General features: G+C 63.2%; 18 protein-coding genes and 1 pseudogene. 11 read left to right on the top strand and 8 right to left on the bottom strand.

Annotated features, from left to right (window positions below):
• Window positions 1–20 precede the first annotated feature (20 nt).
• The 3 genes from K3725_RS07905 (at window position 21) to K3725_RS07895 (ending at window position 1,511) form a co-directional block, all read left to right on the top strand.
• Complete coding sequence (locus K3725_RS07905; RefSeq protein ID WP_260018240.1) at window positions 21–497, top strand: arsenate reductase ArsC; 477 nt, start codon at window positions 21–23, stop codon at window positions 495–497.
• Window positions 494–1,150 carry an MIP/aquaporin family protein gene (locus tag K3725_RS07900; protein WP_260018239.1) on the top strand — a complete coding sequence of 219 codons (657 nt, stop codon included), beginning with the start codon at window positions 494–496 and terminating at the stop codon, window positions 1,148–1,150. The genes K3725_RS07905 and K3725_RS07900 overlap by 4 nt, the downstream gene beginning before the upstream one ends.
• 169 nt (window positions 1,151–1,319) lie before the next feature.
• Window positions 1,320–1,511 carry a hypothetical protein gene (locus K3725_RS07895; RefSeq protein WP_409201592.1) on the top strand — a complete coding sequence of 64 codons (192 nt, stop codon included), beginning with the start codon at window positions 1,320–1,322 and terminating at the stop codon, window positions 1,509–1,511.
• A 9-nt stretch (window positions 1,512–1,520) separates the two neighbouring features.
• Here the strand turns inward: K3725_RS07895 and K3725_RS07890 are convergent, their stop codons facing one another.
• Entirely contained in the window at window positions 1,521–2,144 is a 624-nt protein-coding gene (locus tag K3725_RS07890) for a helix-turn-helix domain-containing protein (protein WP_039145837.1), read from the bottom strand.
• Between the two features lie 64 nt (window positions 2,145–2,208).
• Here K3725_RS07890 and K3725_RS07885 point away from each other — a divergent pair, with 64 nt between their 5' ends.
• The 4 genes and pseudogenes from K3725_RS07885 to K3725_RS07870 form a co-directional block, all read left to right on the top strand.
• Window positions 2,209–3,714, top strand: a complete 1,506-nt coding sequence (locus tag K3725_RS07885; protein WP_260018238.1) for a class I adenylate-forming enzyme family protein — start codon at window positions 2,209–2,211, stop codon at window positions 3,712–3,714.
• A 5-nt stretch (window positions 3,715–3,719) separates the two neighbouring features.
• Window positions 3,720–4,376, top strand: a complete 657-nt coding sequence (locus tag K3725_RS07880; protein WP_260018237.1) for a DsbA family oxidoreductase — start codon at window positions 3,720–3,722, stop codon at window positions 4,374–4,376.
• Window positions 4,377–4,527: 151 nt separating this feature from the next.
• On the top strand, window positions 4,528–5,751 hold the full coding sequence (locus K3725_RS07875; RefSeq protein ID WP_260018236.1) for a multidrug effflux MFS transporter: 1,224 nt from the start codon (window positions 4,528–4,530) through the stop codon (window positions 5,749–5,751).
• 59 nt (window positions 5,752–5,810) lie between these two features.
• Window positions 5,811–6,629: pseudogene (locus tag K3725_RS07870) on the top strand (tetratricopeptide repeat protein); the annotation flags it as partial.
• A 67-nt stretch (window positions 6,630–6,696) separates the two neighbouring features.
• Here K3725_RS07870 and mfd read toward each other — a convergent pair.
• Together mfd and K3725_RS07860 are read right to left on the bottom strand one after the other, a co-directional pair.
• Window positions 6,697–10,149, bottom strand: a complete 3,453-nt coding sequence (mfd, locus tag K3725_RS07865; RefSeq protein WP_260018235.1) for a transcription-repair coupling factor — start codon at window positions 10,147–10,149, stop codon at window positions 6,697–6,699.
• A 37-nt stretch (window positions 10,150–10,186) separates the two neighbouring features.
• Complete coding sequence (locus tag K3725_RS07860; protein ID WP_260018234.1) at window positions 10,187–10,711, bottom strand: component of SufBCD complex; 525 nt, start codon at window positions 10,709–10,711, stop codon at window positions 10,187–10,189.
• A gap of 184 nt (window positions 10,712–10,895) precedes the next feature.
• Between K3725_RS07860 and hemB the strand changes: the two genes are divergently transcribed.
• Together hemB and K3725_RS07850 are read left to right on the top strand one after the other, a co-directional pair.
• Entirely contained in the window at window positions 10,896–11,894 is a 999-nt protein-coding gene (gene hemB, locus K3725_RS07855) for a porphobilinogen synthase (RefSeq protein ID WP_260018233.1), read from the top strand.
• Window positions 11,895–12,045: 151 nt separating this feature from the next.
• Window positions 12,046–12,621, top strand: a complete 576-nt coding sequence (locus K3725_RS07850; RefSeq protein ID WP_260018232.1) for a YSC84-related protein — start codon at window positions 12,046–12,048, stop codon at window positions 12,619–12,621.
• Window positions 12,622–12,722: 101 nt separating this feature from the next.
• Here the strand turns inward: K3725_RS07850 and K3725_RS07845 are convergent, their stop codons facing one another.
• Window positions 12,723–13,598, bottom strand: coding sequence for an NAD(P)-dependent oxidoreductase (locus K3725_RS07845; RefSeq protein ID WP_260018231.1), 876 nt, complete (start codon window positions 13,596–13,598; stop codon window positions 12,723–12,725).
• 116 nt (window positions 13,599–13,714) lie between these two features.
• Here K3725_RS07845 and K3725_RS07840 point away from each other — a divergent pair, with 116 nt between their 5' ends.
• The gene (locus K3725_RS07840; protein ID WP_260018230.1) at window positions 13,715–16,189 is read left to right on the top strand and encodes a penicillin acylase family protein; all 2,475 of its coding nucleotides are present in this window, start codon (window positions 13,715–13,717) and stop codon (window positions 16,187–16,189) included.
• Between the two features lie 65 nt (window positions 16,190–16,254).
• Window positions 16,255–17,079 carry an alpha/beta hydrolase gene (locus tag K3725_RS07835; protein ID WP_260018229.1) on the top strand — a complete coding sequence of 275 codons (825 nt, stop codon included), beginning with the start codon at window positions 16,255–16,257 and terminating at the stop codon, window positions 17,077–17,079.
• 9 nt (window positions 17,080–17,088) lie between these two features.
• On the opposite strand, the gene hflX is transcribed toward K3725_RS07835, so the two are convergent.
• The 4 genes from hflX to trkA form a co-directional block, all read right to left on the bottom strand.
• The gene (gene hflX, locus K3725_RS07830; protein ID WP_260018228.1) at window positions 17,089–18,360 is read right to left on the bottom strand and encodes a GTPase HflX; all 1,272 of its coding nucleotides are present in this window, start codon (window positions 18,358–18,360) and stop codon (window positions 17,089–17,091) included.
• Window positions 18,360–18,599, bottom strand: coding sequence for an RNA chaperone Hfq (gene hfq, locus K3725_RS07825; protein WP_005611588.1), 240 nt, complete (start codon window positions 18,597–18,599; stop codon window positions 18,360–18,362). Before hfq ends, hflX begins: the two co-directional genes overlap by 1 nt.
• A gap of 120 nt (window positions 18,600–18,719) precedes the next feature.
• Window positions 18,720–20,255 (bottom strand): TrkH family potassium uptake protein, encoded by a 1,536-nt coding sequence (locus K3725_RS07820; RefSeq protein WP_260018227.1) that lies wholly within the window; start codon window positions 20,253–20,255, stop codon window positions 18,720–18,722.
• A gap of 1 nt (window position 20,256) precedes the next feature.
• The gene (gene trkA, locus K3725_RS07815; protein WP_039183322.1) at window positions 20,257–21,633 is read right to left on the bottom strand and encodes a Trk system potassium transporter TrkA; all 1,377 of its coding nucleotides are present in this window, start codon (window positions 21,631–21,633) and stop codon (window positions 20,257–20,259) included.
• Between the last annotated feature and the right edge of the window lie 55 nt (window positions 21,634–21,688).

Here is a 21,688-nt window from a genome sequence, read left to right as displayed (position 1 = left end):
CAAAAGCACGGACACACCACATGAACATTCTGGTCCTTTGCACCGGCAACTCCGCCCGCTCCATCCTGCTGGAGTCGATTTTCAATACGCTGGGAGGGGGCCGAACCCGGGCCTATTCCGCCGGCTCCAACCCGACCGGCAAGGTGCATCCGCAGTCATTGGTGCTGCTGGAGGAGCTGGGCCATGACACCGCCGGCGCGCGGTCCAAGAGCTGGGATGAATTTGCCGGTGCCGAAGCACCGGAGATGGATGTGGTCATCACTGTCTGCGCCTCTGCCGCCGGCGAGACCTGTCCGGTATGGCCTGGTTCGCCGGTGCGCGCCCATTGGGGCGTCGAGGACCCGGCAGCAGCAGATCAGCCGGACTGGGACACGGCATTCCGCACCGCTTATGTCACGCTGGAGAAGCGCGCCAAGGCGCTGCTTGAACTGCCGATTGAAACCATGTCCTCCACCGATCTCTCGCAGCAGCTCAAGCGGATCGGAGAGATCCCATGACCGGACAGAAACTGCTGGCCGAAGGGCTGGGCACAGCCATGCTGCTGATCGGCGTGGTCGGTTCCGGCATCATGGCCGAGACTCTGGCGGACGGCAACGTGGCCTTGGCACTCTTGTCCAATGCCATCGCCACCGGTTGTATGCTCTACGCCATCATCACCACGCTGGGCCCCGTATCCGGCGCCCATTTCAACCCGGCGGTGACGCTGGCCTTTGCCCTGCGCGGCGAGCATTCCTGGAGCACTGTTGCCCCTTATGTCCTGGTGCAGATCGGCGGCGGCATCCTCGGCGTCTGGGCCTGCCATGTGATGTTCGACCTTGCAATCCTGCAAAGCTCGGCCACCATGCACCGCACCGGCACTGCGCAGTGGTTTTCCGAGGTCCTGGCAACATTCGGCCTCTTGTTCGTGATTTTCGGCGGCTTGCGCTCAAGACCCGAAGCCGTGCCGGCACTGGTCGGCCTTTACATCACCGGCGCCTATTGGTTCACCTCCTCGACCAGCTTCGCCAACCCTGCCGTCACCATAGCGCGCGGCTTCAGCGACACCTTTACGGGCATCTACCCGGGCCACATCCCGATGTTCATCCTGATGCAGCTCATTGCGGTTGGAATTGGCCACCTGGTGCTGCCCAGGCTGTTTGCACCGCGCTGACAACCAGCAAAAAACCGCTTACACCCACCGCCCCAGGCCGGCACCTTGGGGCGGACGTTACAAAAACTCACAAAAAGTGTTAGGATGGGGGTCCGAAAACCATAATCCGTTTGTCAGGGAGTGCCCCCCAATGCCTGTACAAGCAGCAGCTGCCAGCTGGATTGACAGGATGCCCCGCATCAAACAGCGCTTTCCTCATCTGAAAGCCAGCAACGCGCCGTCCTTATTGGATGACCGGGACAAATTCGTGGCTTATCTGGCCCGCACCCACCATCTCACCTTGAATGAAGCCAAGGAAGAAGTGGACGATTTCCTGTATATCGAAAGCCTGCTGAGAGAGCTGGACGGTCGCAAGCACTAGCCCGGAACGTCAGGCCAGCGACGTCACCCAGAGGATTGTTGCGTCCTCGGGGCTGACGGAAATCACGTTGTGGCCCATCGCTGCGTCATAATAGGCGCTGTCGCCGCGGCGCATTTCCACGGGCTCATAGAATTCCGTATAGAGCTTGACCACACCCGTCAGCACATAAAGGAATTCCTCGCCGTCGTGGCGCACCCAGCCGTCAAACTCTTCCATCGACCGCGCCCGCACCCGCGCACGGTAGGGCAGCATCTGCTTGCGCGTCAGCCCGTCGGCCAGCAGTTCATGCTCATATGTCGCGGTGGCGTGCGCTGAACCGTCACCGGATTTGGTCACTGTCATGCGGCCGTTGACCTGGTCCCGCTGCGGCGGTGTGAACAGCTGCGGAATGGAAATCTCGAGCCCCTCGGCCAGCTTCTTGAGCGCCTCGTAAGTCGGTGACATCTGGCCATTTTCGATCTTGGACAGGGTCGAACGCGCCAGCCCGGCCTGATTGGCCGCATGTTCCAGCGTCCAATCGCGTGCCTTGCGCAGCTCGCGCACGCGGGCGCCCAGGTCCAGGGGTTCTGCTTGATCGTCACCGCCGTTGGCACGGGCAATGGTGATCAGGGATTTCGGATCGCGGCTTTTCATGAGGACTCTATAAGCCGCACCCGCGCGCCTTGCAACGCAGGACAGCGCGGGCTAGCCATTTGCCATGCTGTCAGTTTTTGATCAGGGGCCCTATCCGCCCTGCCCTTCGCCTTTCAATCTTGCGGCCCATGTGCTGCGCCATGCCGCGCGGCTGGCCGGTAAAACAGCGCTGTCGGTGCTTGACGGCGCGGGCTGCGATGATTGGAGCTATGCCCGGCTGGAGGCCGCCGTGCGCGGCACCGGCACCGGGCTGCTGCGGTCTGGTCTGAAGCCCGGGGACATTGTTCTGATGCGGCTCGGGAACACGGTGGAGTTTCCGGTTGCCTATCTCGGCGCCATCGCGGCCGGCCTGGTTCCTGTGCCAACCTCCTCGCAGCTGACAGACGCCGAAACCGCGCGGATGCTTTCGGATCTTCAGCCCGCGGCCGTGCTGCGTGATCCGGCAGTGGCCTGTGCGAGTCACCCGCACCAGATCACCACTGCTACGCTGCTGGCAATGCATGATCTGCCTCCTTGTGAGTACGCCTTTGGCAGCCCGGATCAACTGGCCTATGTGGTCTATACCTCCGGCACCAGCGGAAATCCGCGTGCAGTCGCGCACGCCCACCGGGCAGTCTGGGCGCGGCAGATGATGGTGGAGGGCTGGTACGGGCTGCGCGGGGATGACCGGCTGCTGCATGCCGGCGCCTTCAACTGGACCTACACCCTCGGCACCGGGCTGATGGATCCCTGGGCGGCAGGCGCCACCGCGCTGATCCCCGCCGCTGGCACGCCTCCGGAAGAGCTGCCCGCCCTCTTGCGCCGTCACCGTGCCACGATCTTTGCCGCAGCCCCCGGCGTCTTCCGGAAATTCCTGCGCGGCGGCATTTTGGACCTGCCGGATCTGAGGCACGGGCTTTGCGCAGGTGAAAAGCTCTCACGCCATCTTCACGACGCCTGGGAAGCCGCGACCGGCTGCTGCCTATACGAGGCATTCGGGATGTCGGAATGCTCGACCTTCATCTCTTCCTCGCCCGCGCACCCGTCACAGGACGGTGCCCTGGGCCGGCCGCAGCCGGGCCGCCGGGTGGCAATTGCCGGCCCCGGCGGCCCGGTGCCGATGGGCGAGGAAGGCACCATTGCCATTCACCGCTCCGATCCCGGCCTGATGCTGGGCTACCTCAACGCAGCCGAAGAAACCGCCGCCCGTTATCAGGGTGACTGGTTCCTGACCGGTGACCAGGGGGCGATGTCGGCGGACGGCCAGATCCGCTATCTGGGCCGCAGCGACGACATGATGAATGCAGGCGGCTACCGGGTTTCGCCGATTGAAGTCGAAACCGCGCTGGCCGCCCATCCCGGTATCACTCAGGCAGGAGCCGCAGCGGTAGAGGTGAAGGAGGACACTTATGTCATCGCCGCCTTCTATACCGGTCCCGAAGAGTTGAAGGCCGAAGACCTGCAAGCCTTTGCATCCCGGCGCCTGGCCCGCTACAAGCAGCCCCGCGCTTACGTCCATCTGGACGCGCTGCCCATTGGCGCCAACGGAAAACTGCTGCGCCGCGCCCTGCCTGCCCTGTTCAAAGGATGACCTTAATGCCCGCCGTCAAGCTCGACATCCTGTCCGACCCGATCTGCCCCTGGTGCTATATCGGCAAGACCCATCTGGACAAGGCGCTGGCGGAGGTGCCGGACCATCCGTTTGTCATCGAGTGGCACCCCTTCCAGCTGAACCCCGACATGCCACGCGAGGGCATGGACCGGCGCGAATATCTGGAGCGCAAGTTCGGCGGCAAGGAGGGCGCAGTCAAGGCCTATGCGCCAGTGGTGGAGCACGCGGAAAAGGCCGGGCTGACGATCAATTTCGAAGCCATGCAACGCACCCCCAACACGCTGGACGCGCACCGGCTGATCCATTGGGCCGGGGTCGAGGGCAAGCAGACGCAGGTCGTGGATGCCCTGTTCAAGGCCTATTTCGTGGACGCCCGGGACATTGGCGATCACGCCGTCCTGGCAGACGTCGCGCAAGAGGCAGGTATGGAAGCGGATGTTGCCGCCCGCCTGCTGGAAGGCGGCAGCGACGTGCAAGCCATCCGCGACCGCGACGCGCATTCCCGCAAAATGGGTGTCAGCTCGGTCCCGACCTTCATTGTTGCCAATCAGCACGCAGTGCCCGGCGCCCAGCCGCCGGAACTGTGGAAACAGGTAATCGAAGACATTCTGCAGCAGTTGAAAGCAGCCGGGACGGAATAACCTGCGGCAAACTGCTTAGCATCGCAACTATGCACAGATTCCTGTGCAGCCGGGCGCTGGCACGGCTGGCAGGTTTATGGTAGCGGAAGCGGACCGCTCCCAGACCGGCCTCATTCCCCGGATCCATCTGAAGAGCTGTTAGAGGTTTCAGATGTCACAGTCCCCCGCCCATGGCATGGCCAAGGCCGAATTCATTGCACTGATTGCGATGATGTTTGCCACCATTGCGCTGTCGATCGACGCCATGCTGCCTGCATTGCCCGAAATCGGCCAGACGCTCAGCCCGGACAACATCAACCGCGCACAGCTGGTGCTGACCTCCTTTGTGCTGGGCATGGGGCTTGGCACCTTCTTCACCGGCCCGCTGTCGGATGCCTTTGGCCGCAAGCCTGTGGTTGCCGCGGGCTGCGCCCTTTATGTTCTCGCCGCGCTGACAGCCTGGCTGTCGCCGTCGCTGGAGGTTCTGCTGATCTCGCGCGTGCTGATGGGCATCGGTGCTGCCGGCCCGCGAATTGTGGGCGTTGCCGTTGTCCGCGACCTCTACTCGGGCCGCGAAATGGCCCGTCTGATGTCGATTGCCATGATGATCTTTATGATTGTTCCGGCCATTGCCCCCTTGATGGGCGCAGGCATCATCGCGCTGTCCGGCTGGCGCGCGATCTTCCTGCTGTTCGCGCTTTTTGCCGCCGTTATTGTGCTGTGGACCAGCGTCCGCCTGCCGGAGACGCTTGCCGCTGACGACCGCCGTGCCTTTCGCGCACCGCTGCTGATGGCTGCGGTCAGGGAGATGCTGACCCACCCCACAGTCCGCCTGTCGATCATGGTGCAGACGCTCTGCCTGGGCATGCTGTTCACCATGCTGACCATGGTGCAGCCGGTCTATGACATCATCTTCGGCCGCGGTGACAGCTTTCCTTACTGGTTCGGGCTGGTTGCGGTGATTTCCGGCACCGCCAGCCTGCTGAACGCCGCCATCGTGGTCCGGATTGGCATGCGCCGTATCGTCACCGTCTCGCTGGCCGCCCAGATCCTGATCACCGGCGCGATGCTGCTGGTCAGCGGCTGGAGCATGCCGGAACCGTGGATGTTCGGCCTGTTTGTCGCCTGGCAAGCCAGCGTCTTCTTCATGGTGGGCACCACGGTCGGCAACCTGAATGCCATGGCAATGGAGCCGATGGGCCATATCGCAGGCATGGCGGCCTCAGTCATCGGCGCGATTTCAACCGTCTTGGCTGCCGCCATTGCCGCGCCGGTGGGGCTGCTGTTTGACGGCTCGCTGGTGCCGCTTGCAGCAGGGCTATTGATCATGGCCTGCATCGCCTTCCTGCTGATGCTGCAAATGGCCAAGGCCGAAGCACGCTTGCCCGCCGAATAAGCGCCTTGCCCGTGCTCTGGACGCTCCCTAACCTTCCCATGTGAATGGGGAGGTTCTTCATGGGCTATGATTACGATCTCGGCAGCTATTCCTGCCCGGTGACAACAGCTTCGCCTGAGGCGCAGCTCTGGTTCGACCGGGGACTGGTCTGGACCTACGGCTACAATCACGAGGAGGCCGTCGCCTGCTTCCGCCGCGCGCTGGAACATGATCCGGATTGCGCCATGGCCCAATGGGGCGTGGCCTATGCGGCAGGCCCGAATTACAACCTGCCCTGGGACCTGCGCGATGACAAGGGCCGCGCCAAGGCATTGGCAGAGGCCCATGACGCTGCCCAGGCCGCGCTGAGCGGTATCGAAGGCTGCTCAGAGGTTGAGCAGCAGCTGATCCGCGCCATTCAGGCCCGTTACCCCCAGCGCGAAACGGTCGAAGACATGCACGCCTGGGACTATGACTTTGCCGATGCGATGCGCGCAGCCTTTGCCGCCTGCCCGGATCACCTGGACCTGCGCACGGTCTATGCCGAAAGCCTTCTGAACCTGACGCCCTGGCGGATGTGGGACCTCAAGTCCGGTCTGCCCGCCGAGGGTGCCGCCACGCTGGAGGCGCAGGAGGTACTGGAACGGGCAATGGACAGTGAACCGGGCGCCACGCAGCACCCGGGCCTGCTGCATCTTTACGTGCATCTGATGGAAATGTCGCCGGTGCCCGAAAAGGCGCTGAAGGCGGCGGATGTGCTGCGCACGCTGGTGCCGGATGCGGGCCATTTGGTGCATATGCCGACCCATATCGACGTGCTTTGCGGCGACTACCACAGCGTTGTGCACTGGAACCAGAAGGCGATAGAGGCGGACCTGAAGTTCTACGAATGGCGCGGCTGCCGCTGACGCCGGCCTGCGACATGAGCCCGGTCCGCGACGGGCTGGCCAAGGCCGGATTGCCAGCCTAGGCCCTGGCTTTCTTCTTCTCGGCCACGACCTTCTCTGCCAGGTCGCGGGCAATGGCAAAGGCGCCCTTGATCTTGTCGGCGTCTTTCTTCCAGTCGCGGCGCACAACGATCTTGTTGTCCTTCACCTTGGCCAGGCCGTTCTGGCCCTGGATGAACTCCACCAGTCCTTGCGGGGAGGCGAATTTGTCGTTGTGGAACTGGATCGTCGCCCCCTTGGGACCGCCGTCCATCTTGGCGATGCCGGCGCGTTTGCACATCGCCTTGATCCGCACCACCAGCATCAGCGTATTCACTTCCTTCGGCAGCTTGCCGAAACGGTCGATCAGCTCTGCGGCAAAGCCTTCCAGCTCCACCTTGGTCGACAGCGACGACAGGCGGCGGTAGAGACCCAGGCGCACATCCAGATCCGGCACGTAATCCTCCGGGATCAGCACCGGAACGCCCAGGTTGATCTGCGGCGCCCATTGGTCGTCGGCATCCGACAGGCCTTCCATCTCGCCCGCCTTGATCTTGGCAATCGCCTCCTCCAGCATCGACTGGTACAGCTCATAGCCGACATCGCGCATCTGGCCCGACTGCTCCTCGCCCAGAAGATTGCCAGCACCACGGATATCAAGGTCTTGGGAGGCAAGGGTAAAGCCCGCACCAAGCGTATCCAGCGACCCCAGAACCCGCAGGCGTTTCTCTGCCGCCGGGGTCAGCCGCTGGCGCGGCTTGGTCGTCAGATAAGCATAGGCAAGGGTCTTGGAGCGCCCGACACGTCCCCGGATCTGATAGAGCTGTGACAGGCCGAACATGTCGGCGCGGTGCACCACCATGGTGTTGGCGGTCGGGATATCCAGGCCCGACTCCACGATCGTGGTCGCCAGCAGCACATCGTATTTGCCGTCATAGAAGGCGTTCATCCGGTCGTCGAGTTCGCCTGCCGCCATCTGCCCGTGCGCGACCACATAGGTCAGTTCCGGCAGCTGCGCCTTCAGGAACTCCTCGACGTCCGGCAGATCGGTGATCCGCGGCACCACATAGAAGCTCTGACCGCCGCGGTAATGTTCGCGCAGCAGCGCCTCGCGGATCGTAACGGTATCGAATTCGCTGACATAAGTGCGGATCGCCAGGCGGTCCACGGGCGGCGTGCCGATGATCGACAGGTCGCGCACCCCGGTCAAGGACAGCTGCAAGGTCCGCGGGATCGGCGTGGCCGTCAGGGTCAGCACATGGATATCGCTGCGCAGCTGCTTTAGCCGTTCCTTGTGGGCGACGCCGAAATGCTGTTCCTCGTCGATGATCAAGAGGCCAAGGTTCTGGAACTTGATGTTCTTGGCCAGAACCGCGTGGGTGCCGACCACGATGTCGACGGTGCCCTTGGACAGCCCTTCGCGGGTTTGGCTGGCCTCCTTCGTGCCAACAAAGCGCGACAACTGTCTGACTTGCAGGGGAAAACCCCGGAACCGTTCGGCAAAGGACGCGGCGTGCTGGCGCGCCAGAAGCGTGGTCGGCGCCACCACCGCGACCTGCAAGCCCGACATGGAGGCAACAAAGGCCGCGCGCATCGCCACCTCGGTCTTGCCAAAGCCCACGTCGCCGCAGATCAGCCGGTCCATCGGCTGGCCGGAGTGGAGATCCTCCATCACATCTTCGATGGCGCGCAGCTGGTCGTCGGTCTCCTGATAAGGGAAGCGGGCCGAGAACTCCTCCCAGGCGTGCGGCGGCGGATCCATCACCGGTGCCTTGCGCAGGGCGCGCTCAGCGGCAATGCGGATCAGCTTGTCCGCCATCTCCCGGATGCGCTCTTTGAGCTTGGCCTTCTTGGCCTGCCAGGCGCCGCCGCCAAGGCGGTCCAGAAGCCCTTCGTCATGGCCGTATTTGGACAGCAGTTCGATGTTTTCAACCGGCAGATACAGCTTTGCAGCTTCGGCATATTCCAGCAGGATGCACTCATGCGCCGCACCGGCGGCCGTGACCACCTCCAGACCCTTGTAGCGGCCGATGCCGTGGTCCACATGCACCACCAGATCGCCGGGGCTGAGCGACTGGGTTTCGGTCAGGAAATTCTCCGCCTTGCGGCGTTTCTTCGGTGCCCGGATCAGCCGGTCGCCCAGCACATCCTGTTCCGCGATCACCGTCATGTCCGGGTCTTCGAACCCGTGCTCCAGCGCCCAGACGGCCAGATGCAGGCCAGACTTGCCAATGCGGGTGCCGTCCATCACCGGAATAGCTTCGGCCAGGCCCTCATCCTCGATAAGTCCCGTCAGACGCTCCCGCGCACCTTCTGAGTAAGAGGCGATGAGAACCGGACCTTCCTGCATCCGCGCCTTAATGTGTGCAGCCAAAGCGCCAAAAAGACTGATGTTTTCCTGCTGCCGCTCAGGCGCAAAATTGCGCCCGATTCGCCCGCCCGCATCCGCCACGCCGGGGCCGGAGGCCTGCGGCAGCGGGTGGAACTGCACAACGCGCTTTTCTGAAACCGCCGCCTCCCAGGCGGCATCATCCAGATACAGCAGACCCGGCGGTGTGGGTTTGTAAACGGTGTCGATCCGCCCTTTCTGCTCCAGCGCGTGTTTGCGGGTGCCGTACTGGTCCTCGATGCTGTCCCAGCGCGCCAGCCGCGCGGGTGTCAGCTGGTCATCCAGCGTGACGGTCGCCTGCGGCAGGTAGTCGAACAGGGTTTCCAGCTTCTCATGGAAGAACGGCAGCCAGTGTTCGATGCCCTGATGCTTGCGGCCTGCGCTGACGGCCTCGTAAAGCGGGTCGTCGGTTCCGGCGGCACCGAACTCAATCCGGTAATTCTGGCGGAACCGGGTGATGGCTGCCTCGTCCAGGATCACCTCGGAGACCGGCGCCAGTTCCACCACCTGCAGCTTTTCGGTGGTGCGCTGGGTCGCCGGATCAAAGCGGCGGGCGCCGTCCAGCACATCGCCAAAGAGGTCCAGGCGCACCGGACCGCTTTCACCCGGCGAGAAGATGTCGATGATTCCGCCGCGAATGGCATAGTCGCCCGGCTCCATCACCGTCGGGCTTTGGGAAAAGCCCATACGAACCAAAAAGTTGCGCAACGCGTCTTCATCCACCTTGTGATCGACGCGGGCGGTAAAGGCCGCCTCCCGCAGCACCTCCCGCGCAGGCACCCGCTGACTGGCGGCATTCAGCGTGGTCAGCAGCACGAACTGCTTGGGCATCTGGTGCACGAGCGCCGCCAGCGTGGCCATCCGCGCTGCGGAGATGTCCGCATTCGGCGACACCCGGTCATACGGCAGGCAGTCCCAGCCCGGGAACACGAACACCGGCATGTCAGGCGCAAAAAAGGCCAGCGCGGCCCGCATCGCCTCCATCCGCTTGTCATCGCGGGCGACATGCATCACCGGCGCGCCGGATTTCTGCACTTCCTTCAGGATCAGCCGGGCATCATACCCTTCGGGGGCGCCGCCCATGGTAATTGCGCGCTGTGCCATGCGGTTTCCTTTCCGGGTTCGCCTGATCCCCTGCCCCTCAGCCCAAGGCGCCGATCGAGAGGTTCTGATACATCCCCCAGAAGGCGGTGACCAGAATTGAGATTGACCCCACGAACTGGATGCAGAGCCGGCACAAGGCCAGCCGCTTGCACAGGTCCTCGCCTGCGGACCCATCCTGTGCAATGCGGCGTGCCGTGAAGTAGCTGATGACGCCGACAAAGGACATCGGGAAAGCGAGCAGGAACACGGCCTGGGCGAATTCCATCAGGAAGACATAGCCCAGCGTCGCCAAAGCAGACAGCAAGAAGCAGGCCAGCGCCACCAGCCAGGGGCCGGACACTTCGGCAATATAGAGAAGCCGGTTCACGTTGACGCGGACCATGTCCTCCAGATCCTGTTCGGCCTGCCCCCCGCGGCGGCGTGCCCGCTGGACCATGTCGAACGGAACACCCAGAACCCTGTGGCTGGCAGAGGACCACATCACCGCCAGTGCAATCCAGTACCAGAGGTTGGAAAACGACCGCAGGTCAATCATCTCATAGAGGATTTGAAACAGATCCACTCCAGCCCCCATCTTGCCGTCGCCGGCCCTTGGGGCCTGTTTTATGTAGCTGGCCCTATATCAACCGGGAAACGCCCGCAGGCAAGCCCGCAGAACACACAAGTTCCCAAGCGCGGCGAATGTGCCTCTTGTTCCCGGGGCAGCTTCCATGCCACCCATGGGCCAGCCAAAACGAGAGACCGCCATGAAGCCCACCGTCGCGCCCTTTCCCGCCGCCCGCCTGCGCCGCACCCGTGCCAGCCAGGCAATCCGCAATCTGGTGCAGGAAAACACTCTGAGCCCATCCGATTTCATCTGGCCGGTGTTTGTCCGTGATGGTGAAGGCGTGGAAGAGCCCATTGCCTCGATGCCCGGCGTGATGCGCCGCTCGGTGGACAAGATCACCGAGGCTGCGGTTGAAGCCCAGGCGCTGGGTATTCCGGCGATTTGCCTGTTTCCCTACACCGATGCCTCGCTCAAGACCCAGGACTGCGCCGAGGCCTGGAACCCGGACAACCTGACCAACCGCGCCATCCGCGCCATCAAAGACGCGGCACCGGATATTGCGGTGATGACCGACGTGGCGCTGGATCCCTATAATATCAACGGCCACGACGGCTATGTGGTGGATGGCGAGATCGTCAATGACGCCACGGTCGAGGCGCTGGTCAAGATGACCCTGGCCCAGGCAGACGCCGGCGCCGACATCATCGGCCCCTCTGACATGATGGACGGGCGCGTTGGCGCCATGCGGGCCGCGCTGGAACAGGCAGGCCACCACAATGTGGCCATTCTGTCTTACTCCGCCAAATACGCCTCTGCCTACTATGGGCCCTTCCGCGATGCGGTTGGGGCTTCTGGTGCGCTGAAAGGCGACAAAAAAACCTACCAGATGGACCCGGCCAACAGCGACGAAGCCCTGCGGCTGATCGAACGCGACCTGATGGAAGGCGCCGACATGGTCATGGTCAAGCCTGGCATCGCTTATCTCGACATCTGCCAGAGGGTGAAATCTGCCTTTGGCGTGCCGACCTACGCCTATCAGGTCTCTGGCGAATACGCGATGATCCAGGCCGCGTCCCAGAACGGCTGGGTCGACGGTGAGAAGGTCATGATGGAAAGCCTGATGGCCTTCAAGCGCGCCGGCTGCAACGGTATCCTGACCTATTTCGCTCCCGCCGCGGCACAGCTGCTGAACGGCTGACGGCGCAAGCCGGGCAACGCTGGATCACTTCAGCGGGAAGCCGCCAGTATCCGCCTTTGCAGCGGATGACAGGCAGCGGTTTTCCGCGTATAACCCTGGCCAGAGCCGGATCAAACCGGCCTCGGAGCAATTCATTACAGGCACCTGAAAAATGAGCGATAATTCCTCTACCCGCATGACCCGCCGCGGTTTTGCCCTGACCGCATTGGCCGGTGCAGGCGTCACTGCCGCCTGCGGCAATGGCGTCGGCAACAGCAACGCCGCCACCATCGACGCCCGTGTCAACGCCACGCTGAACCATATGTACAGCCAGTACCCGAACACCCGCACCCTGGCGGACAAGGCTGCCGGCATGCTGGTAATGCCGCTGGTCACTGAGGCGGGCTTTGTCTTTGGCGGCGCATATGGCCGCGGTGCGCTGCGGATCAATGATGTGACCGTCGACTACTATGCCACCTACAAGGGCAATGCCGGCATCCAGATCGGGGCCCAGCAATACGCCCACGTGCTGTTCTTCATGACCCAGGATGCACTGGCAGACTTCCGACGCTCGCAGGGCTGGGCGGCTGGCGCCGATGCCGAGTTTGTCATCATGAACGAAGGCGAGTCGCTGAGAGCCGATACCAACACCCTGACCTCACCGGTGCTGGCCGTGGTCTTTGCGCAGGCGGGCCTGCGTGTCGGCGCCACCCTGGAAGGCACCAAATACACCCGTATCATTCCCTAAGAGAACGGGATGGAGGCGGCAGGATCCGCCTCTTCATCTTGCTGGAAATATCCCCGCCGGAGGCATGGCCTTTCCAATTGGAAAGGCCATTTTCTTTTGCCTCAGCCGTCCAGCTTGCGCAGCCTTTTGAACAGCGACGAGGTATCCCAGCGCCCGCCGCCCATTTTCTGCACCTCCTTGTAGAACTGATCGACCAGCGCCGTCACCGGCAGGCTGGCGCCGGTCTCATCCGCGGCATCCAGGCAGATGCCCAGATCCTTGCGCATCCAGTCCACCGCAAAGCCATGCTCGAAATGATCGTCCAGCATGGACTCGTACCGGTTGGCCATCTGCCAGCTGCCTGCCGCGCCCTGGCTGATCACCTCCACCACAGACCGCCCGTCCAGCCCCGCCTTCTCGGCAAAATGCAGCGCCTCGCTCAAGCCCTGCACAAGGCCCGCAATGGCGATCTGGTTGCACATCTTGGTCATCTGGCCCGCGCCGCTCTCTCCGATGCGGCGGCAGATGCGGGCATAGGCGTCAATCACCGGCTCCGCGCGGGCATAGGCGTCTTCGTCACCGCCGCACATGACGGACAGCACGCCATTCTCCGCCCCGGCCTGGCCGCCTGAGATCGGAGCATCGACAAAGGCGATCCCCTGCTCCGCCGCAGCCCCGTAAAGCTCGCGCGTGACTTTGGCCGAAACCGTGGTGTGATCGGTAAAGACCGTGCCCTTGGCCATGCCTGCAAACGCCCCGTCCGCGCCCAGGCAGACCGAGCGCAGGTCGTCATCATTGCCAACGCAGGCCATCACGAACTCCGCACCCGACGCCGCCGCCCGCGGGGTCGCCGCAAAATGGCCGCCATGCTCCTTGGCCCAGGCCTTGGCCTTGGCTTCGGTGCGGTTGTAGACGGTGACCTCATGGCCCGCGGCCTGCAGGTGCCCGGCCATCGGATAGCCCATGACGCCCAGCCCCAGAAACGCGATTTTTGCCATCTGCTTTTCCCCTGATCTGTCTTCGCATATGTTGGCGCCAACCCTACCACCGCCGCCGCGGGGCGCAATCTGCCATGCGGCTGGAAATGACAAAAACCGAGGGAAAACAACCGCTGATGGGACTTCTTTTCCGCTGGCTTCTGCGCCTTGCTGCGGGCCTGATTCTGCTGAGCCTCCTGGCCGCCGCACTGGTCTACTACCTCGCTTCGCAATCGCTGCCCGAGTACAACAAGGATCTGGCCCTGCCTGGCCTTTCCTCGCCAGTCGAAATCGTGCGCGACAATGCCAACGTGCCCCATATCTTCGGCAGCTTCGGCGCCAGCGATGAGGATGTCTATTTCGGCCTCGGCTATGCCCATGCCCAGGACCGGCTGTGGCAGATGGCGGTGATGCGGCGCACAGCCCAGGGCCGCCTGTCGGAAATCTTCGGCACCCGCACGGTGGAGACCGACACCTACCTGCGCCGTCTCGACCTCTACAATCTGGCGCGTCAGTCGGTAGAAGTGCAATCGCCGGAAGCGATGGCCGCGCTCAGGGCTTATGCTGATGGCGTCAACGCCCGTCTGCTGGAAATCAATGAGGACGCATTGGGCCGCGGCGCGCCGGAAATGTTCCTGTTTCAGATGCCGCTCGCCCCCTGGCAGCCCGCCGACAGCATCGCGATCATGAAGCTGATGGCGCTGCAGCTGTCCGGCCATATGAAAGAAGAAATCCTGCGTGCCCGCACCTCGCTGGCGCTAAACGATGCGGAGCGCATCCGGGACATCCTTCCGGACGCGCCGGGCAAAGGCGTGACCGCCCTGCCCGAATACGCGGAACTGGTTCCCGGCGCCCGGCAGTTTGCATCCGCCGCCCCAATTGAGGAAAACAGCCTCTTGTTCCCGGTCGCCCCGCGCGGCCTCGCTGGTGCCTCCAACGCCTGGGCCGCCGCGCCCAGCCGCTCTGCAGCGGGCGGAACGCTCCTGGCCAATGACCCGCATCTGGGTCTCAGCGCCCCTGGCGTCTGGTATCTGGCCCGGCTGGAACTGGCGACCGGCGGCGTGATCGGCGGCACCATCCCCGGCATCCCCGCCGTGATCACCGGCCGTTCCGATGCCTTGGGCTGGGGGGTCACCTCCTCCTACATGGACGACCAGGACCTGTTCATCGAACGGCTGAACCCGGAAAACCCGCAGGAATACCTGAGCGTTGACGGCTACAAGAAATTCGTCACCCGCCCCTCGATCATCAAGATCAAGGATGAAGCGCCTGTCACCCTGACCCTGCGCTGGACCGACAATGGCCCGGTACTGCCGGGCTCCATGTTCAACCTGGCAGACATCACTCCGCCCGGCCACGTGGTCTCGCTTGCCTGGACCGTGCTCAGCCCCAACGACACCTCGATGAGCGCCACCATCGGCCTGATGCGCAGCGCCTCGGTCCAGGAGGCGATCATCGCAGGCGAGGATTTTGTTGCCCCGGCGCAGAACCTGACGCTGGCCGACAAGGACACCATTGCGCTGAAGACCGTGGGCGCCTTTCCGCTGCGCGACGCAGGCCATCAAAGCAAAGGCCGGATGCCCAGCCAGGGCTGGCGCCCGGAGAACCGCTGGCAAGGCCAGGCGCCTTATGCGGAAAACCCGGAGTTCGTCAGCCCCGCAGGCGGCATCCTGGGCAACACCAACAACAAGATTCTCGACCGCCCGTTCCCCCGGCATGTCTCCTTTGACTGGGGCGACACGCAGCGCATCCATCGCTGGGAAAAGCTGATGCAGAACCGCGAGGTGCACACCCGCGACAGCTTTATCGAGGCGCAGCTGGACACGGTGTCCTACACCGCGCGCACCCTGTTGCCGCTGATCGGCGCAAACCTGTGGTTCACCGGTGAGGCCGCCCCTGCCGGCACCCGCGAGCGGCAGCGCCAGATTGCCCTCACACTGCTGTCGGAATGGAACGGCGAGATGAACGAGCACCTGCCTGAGCCGCTGATCTATGCCGCCTGGCTGCGCGCGCTTCAGACCCGCCTGATCACCGACGAACTGGGTCCGGTCGCCAAATCCTACCGCCATGTGGAGCCGCTGTTCATCGAGCGTGTTTTCCGCAACGTCGACGGCGCCGCCGTCTGGTGCGACGTGCGTCAGAGCGCGCCGGAGGAGAGCTGCACCGACATGGCCCGCCTGGCGCTGGATGATGCGCTGATCTGGATCGAGGAACGTTATGGCGACGCTCTGGAATCGCTGCGCTGGGGCGACGCGCATCAGGCGGTGCAGGACCATGCAGTTCTAGGCGACGTGCCGCTGCTGCGCTACTTCGTGAACATCCGCCAATCCACCAGCGGCGGCGACAACACCCTGCAGCGCGGTAAGAGCTCCGGCAAGGATCCCGATCCGTTCCAGAACATCCACGCCGCGGGCTACCGCGGGGTCTATGACTTCGCCGACCCGGACAGCTCCGTCTTCATTACAGCCACTGGTCAGTCCGGCCATCCGCTGTCACGCTATTACGACGACATGGCCCAGTTGTGGCGCCGCGGCGAATACATCCCGATGTCGCTGGACGAAGAACTGGCCCGCGCCGCGGCTGTCGGAGTAACACGCATTTCACCTCGCTAACCCCTTTCACGGGCTAGGCATTTTCGCCCGGCCCGCCCCCTTGAGAACACGACCTCTTTTACAGTATGAAACTTTCAACTTACGTATTTCTGCTGCTCTTGGGCGCTGGCATTTTCTATTTCAAACCGGCGCTGTTGCATTCCGTAATTTACAAAACAGAAGCGCTGCAAGCGATGCCCGTCCCCCAAGGCGATGTACCCTCAGGAGGTTACGCCCGCGTCACGCGTAACGGTCTCAGCTCCGCTTTGTCGGGATGGGATCATTATTCGCCTTCCGAAGAAGTGAAGCAGCTCACTCAAACACACAGAATTTACGGACAAACCTGGCACAGTTATACACCGCCAGGCAGCGAAGCCGCGCCGGTCATCCTCTTGCTGCACGGCGCAGGGCGCTCAGGGCTTTCTATGATCGAGATGTGGCAGAAAACGGCCCAGGAACAGGATCTCATCCTACTAGCTCCGAATGCTTTAGGCTCTCACTGGGAGGTAAGGGACCTCTCGCACACCGCATTGCAGAAAGCTCTAAGCAGCTCGACCCTTGGCCGTCCTGCCGAGAAGGTGTTCCTATTCGGTCACTCGAACGGCGCCGTGTTTGCCTCACAGCTCATCAACCGGGCTCAAGGCCCCTGGAAAGCTGCCGCCATGCATGGGGGCTTTGCGCCCGCCGAAGCCTTTCAACCAGCCGCCGTGGCAAAGCCAGTTCGTTTATACTTGGGCGACCGGGATCACATCTTCACGACGCCCGAAGCGGAGAGAACAGGAAAATTAATGGCTAAATCCGGCCATCGGTTTACGTTGCAACTAATCCCCGGGCATACGCATTGGTTCTATGAAATCGGCCCAGCAGTCGCGGATGACAGCTGGGCATGGTTCCGGTCACTCGGCGAGTGACCGGAGCATTCACAGCCTTTCGAACTTCGCCTTCTGCCGGTCGGTCCACAGCACGGTGATGTCAAACCCGGTCTCGGTCTGCTCCTCGCTCTGCACCAGGTCTTCCTTGAACAGCCAAGCGCGCTGCTTGCCTTGCGCGAAGGTTAGCTGCAGCAGCTCCTCGTGCCGCACCCCCTGAAGCTTCTCGGCAATGTCGGCCAGCAGGCCATCCAGCCCCTCGCCGGTCAGGGCTGAGATCGCATGGATGCCTTCCTCGCGCGCCGCACGCTGGCGGCGCGCCTCGGCTTCTTCCTCGGGAAGCTGATCCAGCTTGTTCCAGACCTCGATCCGGGCGCGGTTCTCATCCACCCCCAGCGACGTCAGGATTGCCTCGACATCCTCTGCCTGCTCCTCGCTCTGGTCATGGCTGATGTCACGCACATGCAGGATCACATCCGCCGCCAGCACCTCTTCCAGCGTGGCGCGGAACGCGGCGACCAGTTCCGTCGGCAGGTCCGAGATAAAGCCCACGGTGTCCGACAGGATGATCTCCGGCCCATCGGGGATCTGCACCCGGCGCATGGTCGGATCCAGGGTGGCGAACAGCATGTCCTTGGCCATCACCTCAGCGCCCGTCAGCCGGTTGAACAGGGTCGACTTGCCGGCGTTGGTGTAGCCCACCAGCGCGACAATCGGGTACGGCACCTTGGCGCGCGAGGCGCGGTGCAGCGTCCGGGTCTTCACCACCTTGTCCAACTGACGGCGCAGCCGCACCAGCTGGTCGTCGATGGCCCGCCGGTCCGCCTCGATCTGGGTTTCGCCGGGTCCGCCGACAAAGCCCAGGCCGCCGCGCTGGCGTTCCAGGTGGGTCCAGGCCCGCACCAGCCGCGTCCGCTGATAGCTGAGCGCCGCCATCTCGACCTGCAGCACGCCTTCGCGGGTCGCAGCCCGGTCCGAGAATATCTCCAGGATCAGCCCGGTCCGGTCTAGGATCTTGACCTTCCAGGCCTTCTCCAGATTGCGCTGCTGCACGGGGGAAACCGGCCCGTCGATCAGGACCAGTTCAATCTCATTCGCCTTCAGGATGCCAGCCAGCTCTTCGATCTTGCCGGAGCCGAACAGCATCCCCGGATGCGCCTTGGGCAGGCGCACCACATTTGATCCGATCACGTCAAGATCGGGCAAGGCCGCTGCCAGCGCAACGGCCTCCTCAAGCGCGGGAGCAGCCTCTCGGCGCCCGCTGTCTGATTTGATTTCCGGATGCAGGACCCAGGCGCGGGTCTGCTTCCTGTCATGCTCCATCAATTGGAGTCTTCACCCTCATAGAGACTGATCGGCTGGGCCGGCATGATGGTCGAGATCGCGTGTTTATAGACCAGCTGCGACTGTCCGTCGCGGCGCAGCAGCACACAGAAGTTATCGAACCAGGTGATCACACCCTGCAGTTTGACCCCGTTGATCAGAAAGATTGTAACCGGAACCTTGGTTTTGCGAACGTGATTCAGGAAGGCATCCTGAAGATTCTGTCTGTCCGAAGCCATTTTTTATTATCTCGCCTTTGTTCTTGCCGCGCGCTGCGGACCAGCACGCACGTTAAAATTCAGTATGAACAAAGAAAATATAAGTTTCCAGCCGAAAAACACTTTTCACTCCCGCGGCAATCAGCTGCGCCAGAGGTTCGGGGACAGCAGAGCAATGAAGGCCAGTGTTTCCAGCCGGCCCAGCACCATGGCGAAGCACAGGATCAGCTTGGCCGGGTCGGTCAGCAGGTTCAGCACAATCGGCGCGCTGCTGGCGCTTTCGGTCAGCGGGCCGGTGGTCGAGAGCGCAGCGATTGCCAGAACCAGCGACTGTTCAAAGCTGGACCCGACCGCGGCCAGCGCGGTGCTGACCAGCGCCAGCGACAGGGCAAACAGCATGAAGAAGATCCAGGCGACAAAGGCACCGTTCTTTTGCAGCCGCTTGGTCCTGTCGCCCTCTCCGCTGACCGAACTGGGGTGCACCAGCCGTTCCATTTCCCGAAGACCGTTCAGGTAGAGAGCATAGACCCGCAGCAGCTTGACCCCGCCCGCGGTGGTGGCAACACCGCCGCCGAAGACCGCCAGCCCCAACAGGATCATGCCCGGCGTTTCCAGCCCGGACCAGGTCCGCGCGGCCTCCCAGTGGAGACTTTCGAATCCGGTGGTGGAGAGGAAAGACATTACTGTGAACAGCGTGCCCCAGAACGCCCGAAGCGCCTGCAGCAGATCCTCGCCCGCATCCACTTCGAAGGCGGCGAACCAATGGCGCAGAAACAACAGCAGCGGCACACCGAAGACGATCAGCAGCCCGGTGCGGAACTCCGGATCCTTGTCCAGACGCCCCTGCCCCGAAGTCACCGTATCACTTGAAAAGGTCAGCCGTGACAGTGCGAAGAACATGAACAGGAACATCACCATTTCGCCTGCGATCCCGCTGCCGGCGTTCTCCACCCCGCCGGTGGCGGAGATGCCCGAGGTCGCCATCACCGACATCGCATGGCTGAGCCCGGTCAGCGCCTGTTCGCCGGTGATCATCAGCAAGAGCCACAAAACCATGGTCAGCCCGGCATAGACCGGCGCCAGGGTCCGGGTGACGAGCAACAACTGGCGGCGCGGGTCCGCGCGCTCCATATGGCCCGGACCGGCAATGCCGCCGCCCGGCTCGCCCTTGGCGGTGACTTCGAACCCGCCCAGCGACATCGGCGCCAGCACGGCTGAGGCGGCCACCCACATCAACAGCCCGCCCAGCCAGCCGACCATCGCCCGCCACAGATGCACGCTGGGCGGCAGGCGGCCAGGATCAGCCCAGATATCGGCGCCGGTGGTGGTAATCGCGCTGACCATATCGAAATAGGCGTTCAGGTAGCGCGTGCTGACCAGCGCGTCCTGCACCGGCACCGCCAGGAACAGCGGCAAAACCGTAAAAGTTGCCAGCAGCGACAAGAGCTGCCCCGGCATCCCGTAGCGCGGCACCCGGTTGCCGATCGACAGCGCAATCAGCACCACCAGGATCAGCCCCGCCAGTCCGGAATAGAAAAAGCTTTGCGATGTGTGATGGTCATCCAGCACCACCGCATGGATGGCCGGCAGCCACATCGCCAAAGACGCGATGCCCCAGATCAGCAGGAACAGCGGCAGGCGCAACACGCCAATGGGGGCTTTGACCACGCGGCGCATGCTAGAAGTAGTCGATCGACACCTGCAGGAGCCGCTCCACCTCGGGCACGTCGTCCGCCATTGCAAACAGCGCGATCACGTCGCCTTCCTCGATCCGGGTCTCACCTGACGGGCGCAGCATTTCGCCGTTCTTCAGGATGCCGCCAACCAGCACACCTTCGGGAAAGTCCGTCTCGCGGATCATCTGCCCGGCAATCGGCGAGGTCGACAGCACTTCTGCCTCAATCATCTCAGCCTCGGCGTCGCCCAGCGAGTAGACTTGCCGCACCCGGCCGTAACGGATGTGGCGCAGGATTGAGCTGACGGTGGTGGAGCGCGGGTTGATATAGGCGTCGATGCCAAGATGCGGCAGCAGCGGCACCAGGGTCGGGTCATTGATCAGCGCAATCGCCAGCGGGCAGCCCTCGGCCTTGGCCCGCACCGCAGCCAGCATGTTGACCTTGTCGTCATCGGTCACCGCCAGCAGTGCATCCGCCTTGTCGATGCCCGCCTCGATCATCAGCGACCGGTCCAGCCCGTCACCGTTCAGCACGATGGTGCGCTCCAGTTCCTCGGCGGCGCGTTCGGCGCAGCGGCGGTCCCGCTCGATTACCTTGGCCCGGATCCGGGAAGTGCTGCTTTCCAATGCCTTGGCCACTTCCAGCCCGACGTTGCCGCCGCCGACCACAACCACACGGTCCTGGCGTTTCTCTTTCTTGCCGAAGACTTCGATGGTGCGCGGCACATCATCCGCATGGGAAAACACATAACAGCTGTCGCCGACGAACAGCTGGTCGCCCGGCTCCGGCGCAAACAAAGTGCCATCGCGGCGGACCCCCACGACGATCGCGCGCAAAGTGGAAAACAAGTCCGTCAACTGGCGCAGCGGCGTGTTCACCACCGGGCACTCCGCATCAATCTGAATCCCCAAGAGCTGCGCCTTGCCGCCCATGAAGGTTTCGGTGTCAAAGGCCGCCGGCGCCGACAGCCGCTGCATCGCAGCCGCGGCCACTTCACGCTCCGGGCTGATCACCACGTCAATAGGCAGATGCTCCCGCTGATAAAGGTCGGAGTAGATCGCAGTCAGATAGCTTTTTGCCCGCAGCCGCGCGATCTTGCGCTGGATCTTGAACACCGAATGCGCCACCTGGCAGGTCACCATGTTGACCTCGTCCGAGTGGGTGGCGGCGATGATCATATCCGCGTCCCGCGCCCCGGCCCGGTCCAGCACGTCCGGATAAGAGGCAAAGCCATGGATGCCCTGCACGTCCAGCGTATCGGTCGCGCGCCGCACCAGTTCCGGGTTGCTGTCGACCACCGTGACATCATTGTGCTCACCGGACAGGTGCCGGGCGATCTGCCAGCCGACCTGGCCCGCGCCGCAGATAATGACCTTCATTTACATGTCCCTTGGCGGAGTTTCGGGCAGAGATTTGCCCGACGTGAATGACAGA

The sequence above is a fragment of the Leisingera sp. S132 genome (assembly GCF_025144465.1).
In the GTDB taxonomy this organism is placed as follows: domain Bacteria; phylum Pseudomonadota; class Alphaproteobacteria; order Rhodobacterales; family Rhodobacteraceae; genus Leisingera.
This window is presented reverse-complemented; position numbering and strand designations above follow the sequence as displayed.

Bases quoted from the DNA above. Each gene is read 5' to 3' on its own strand.
- K3725_RS07895 (WP_409201592.1), top strand. From the start codon at position 1,320: ATGCCCCGCATCAAACAGCGCTTTCCTCATCTGAAAGCCAGCAACGCG.
- K3725_RS07835 (WP_260018229.1), top strand. From the start codon at position 16,255: ATGAAACTTTCAACTTACGTATTTCTGCTGCTCTTGGGCGCTGGCATT.
- trkA (WP_039183322.1), bottom strand. From the start codon at position 21,633: ATGAAGGTCATTATCTGCGGCGCGGGCCAGGTCGGCTGGCAGATCGCC.
- hflX (WP_260018228.1), bottom strand. From the start codon at position 18,360: ATGGAGCATGACAGGAAGCAGACCCGCGCCTGGGTCCTGCATCCGGAA.
- K3725_RS07905 (WP_260018240.1), top strand. From the start codon at position 21: ATGAACATTCTGGTCCTTTGCACCGGCAACTCCGCCCGCTCCATCCTG.
- hemB (WP_260018233.1), top strand. From the start codon at position 10,896: ATGAAGCCCACCGTCGCGCCCTTTCCCGCCGCCCGCCTGCGCCGCACC.
- K3725_RS07875 (WP_260018236.1), top strand. From the start codon at position 4,528: ATGTCACAGTCCCCCGCCCATGGCATGGCCAAGGCCGAATTCATTGCA.
- K3725_RS07820 (WP_260018227.1), bottom strand. From the start codon at position 20,255: ATGCGCCGCGTGGTCAAAGCCCCCATTGGCGTGTTGCGCCTGCCGCTG.
- K3725_RS07845 (WP_260018231.1), bottom strand. From the start codon at position 13,598: ATGGCAAAAATCGCGTTTCTGGGGCTGGGCGTCATGGGCTATCCGATG.
- hfq (WP_005611588.1), bottom strand. From the start codon at position 18,599: ATGGCTTCGGACAGACAGAATCTTCAGGATGCCTTCCTGAATCACGTT.
- K3725_RS07890 (WP_039145837.1), bottom strand. From the start codon at position 2,144: ATGAAAAGCCGCGATCCGAAATCCCTGATCACCATTGCCCGTGCCAAC.
- K3725_RS07840 (WP_260018230.1), top strand. From the start codon at position 13,715: ATGGGACTTCTTTTCCGCTGGCTTCTGCGCCTTGCTGCGGGCCTGATT.
- K3725_RS07880 (WP_260018237.1), top strand. From the start codon at position 3,720: ATGCCCGCCGTCAAGCTCGACATCCTGTCCGACCCGATCTGCCCCTGG.
- mfd (WP_260018235.1), bottom strand. From the start codon at position 10,149: ATGGCACAGCGCGCAATTACCATGGGCGGCGCCCCCGAAGGGTATGAT.
- K3725_RS07850 (WP_260018232.1), top strand. From the start codon at position 12,046: ATGAGCGATAATTCCTCTACCCGCATGACCCGCCGCGGTTTTGCCCTG.
- K3725_RS07900 (WP_260018239.1), top strand. From the start codon at position 494: ATGACCGGACAGAAACTGCTGGCCGAAGGGCTGGGCACAGCCATGCTG.
- K3725_RS07885 (WP_260018238.1), top strand. From the start codon at position 2,209: ATGCTGTCAGTTTTTGATCAGGGGCCCTATCCGCCCTGCCCTTCGCCT.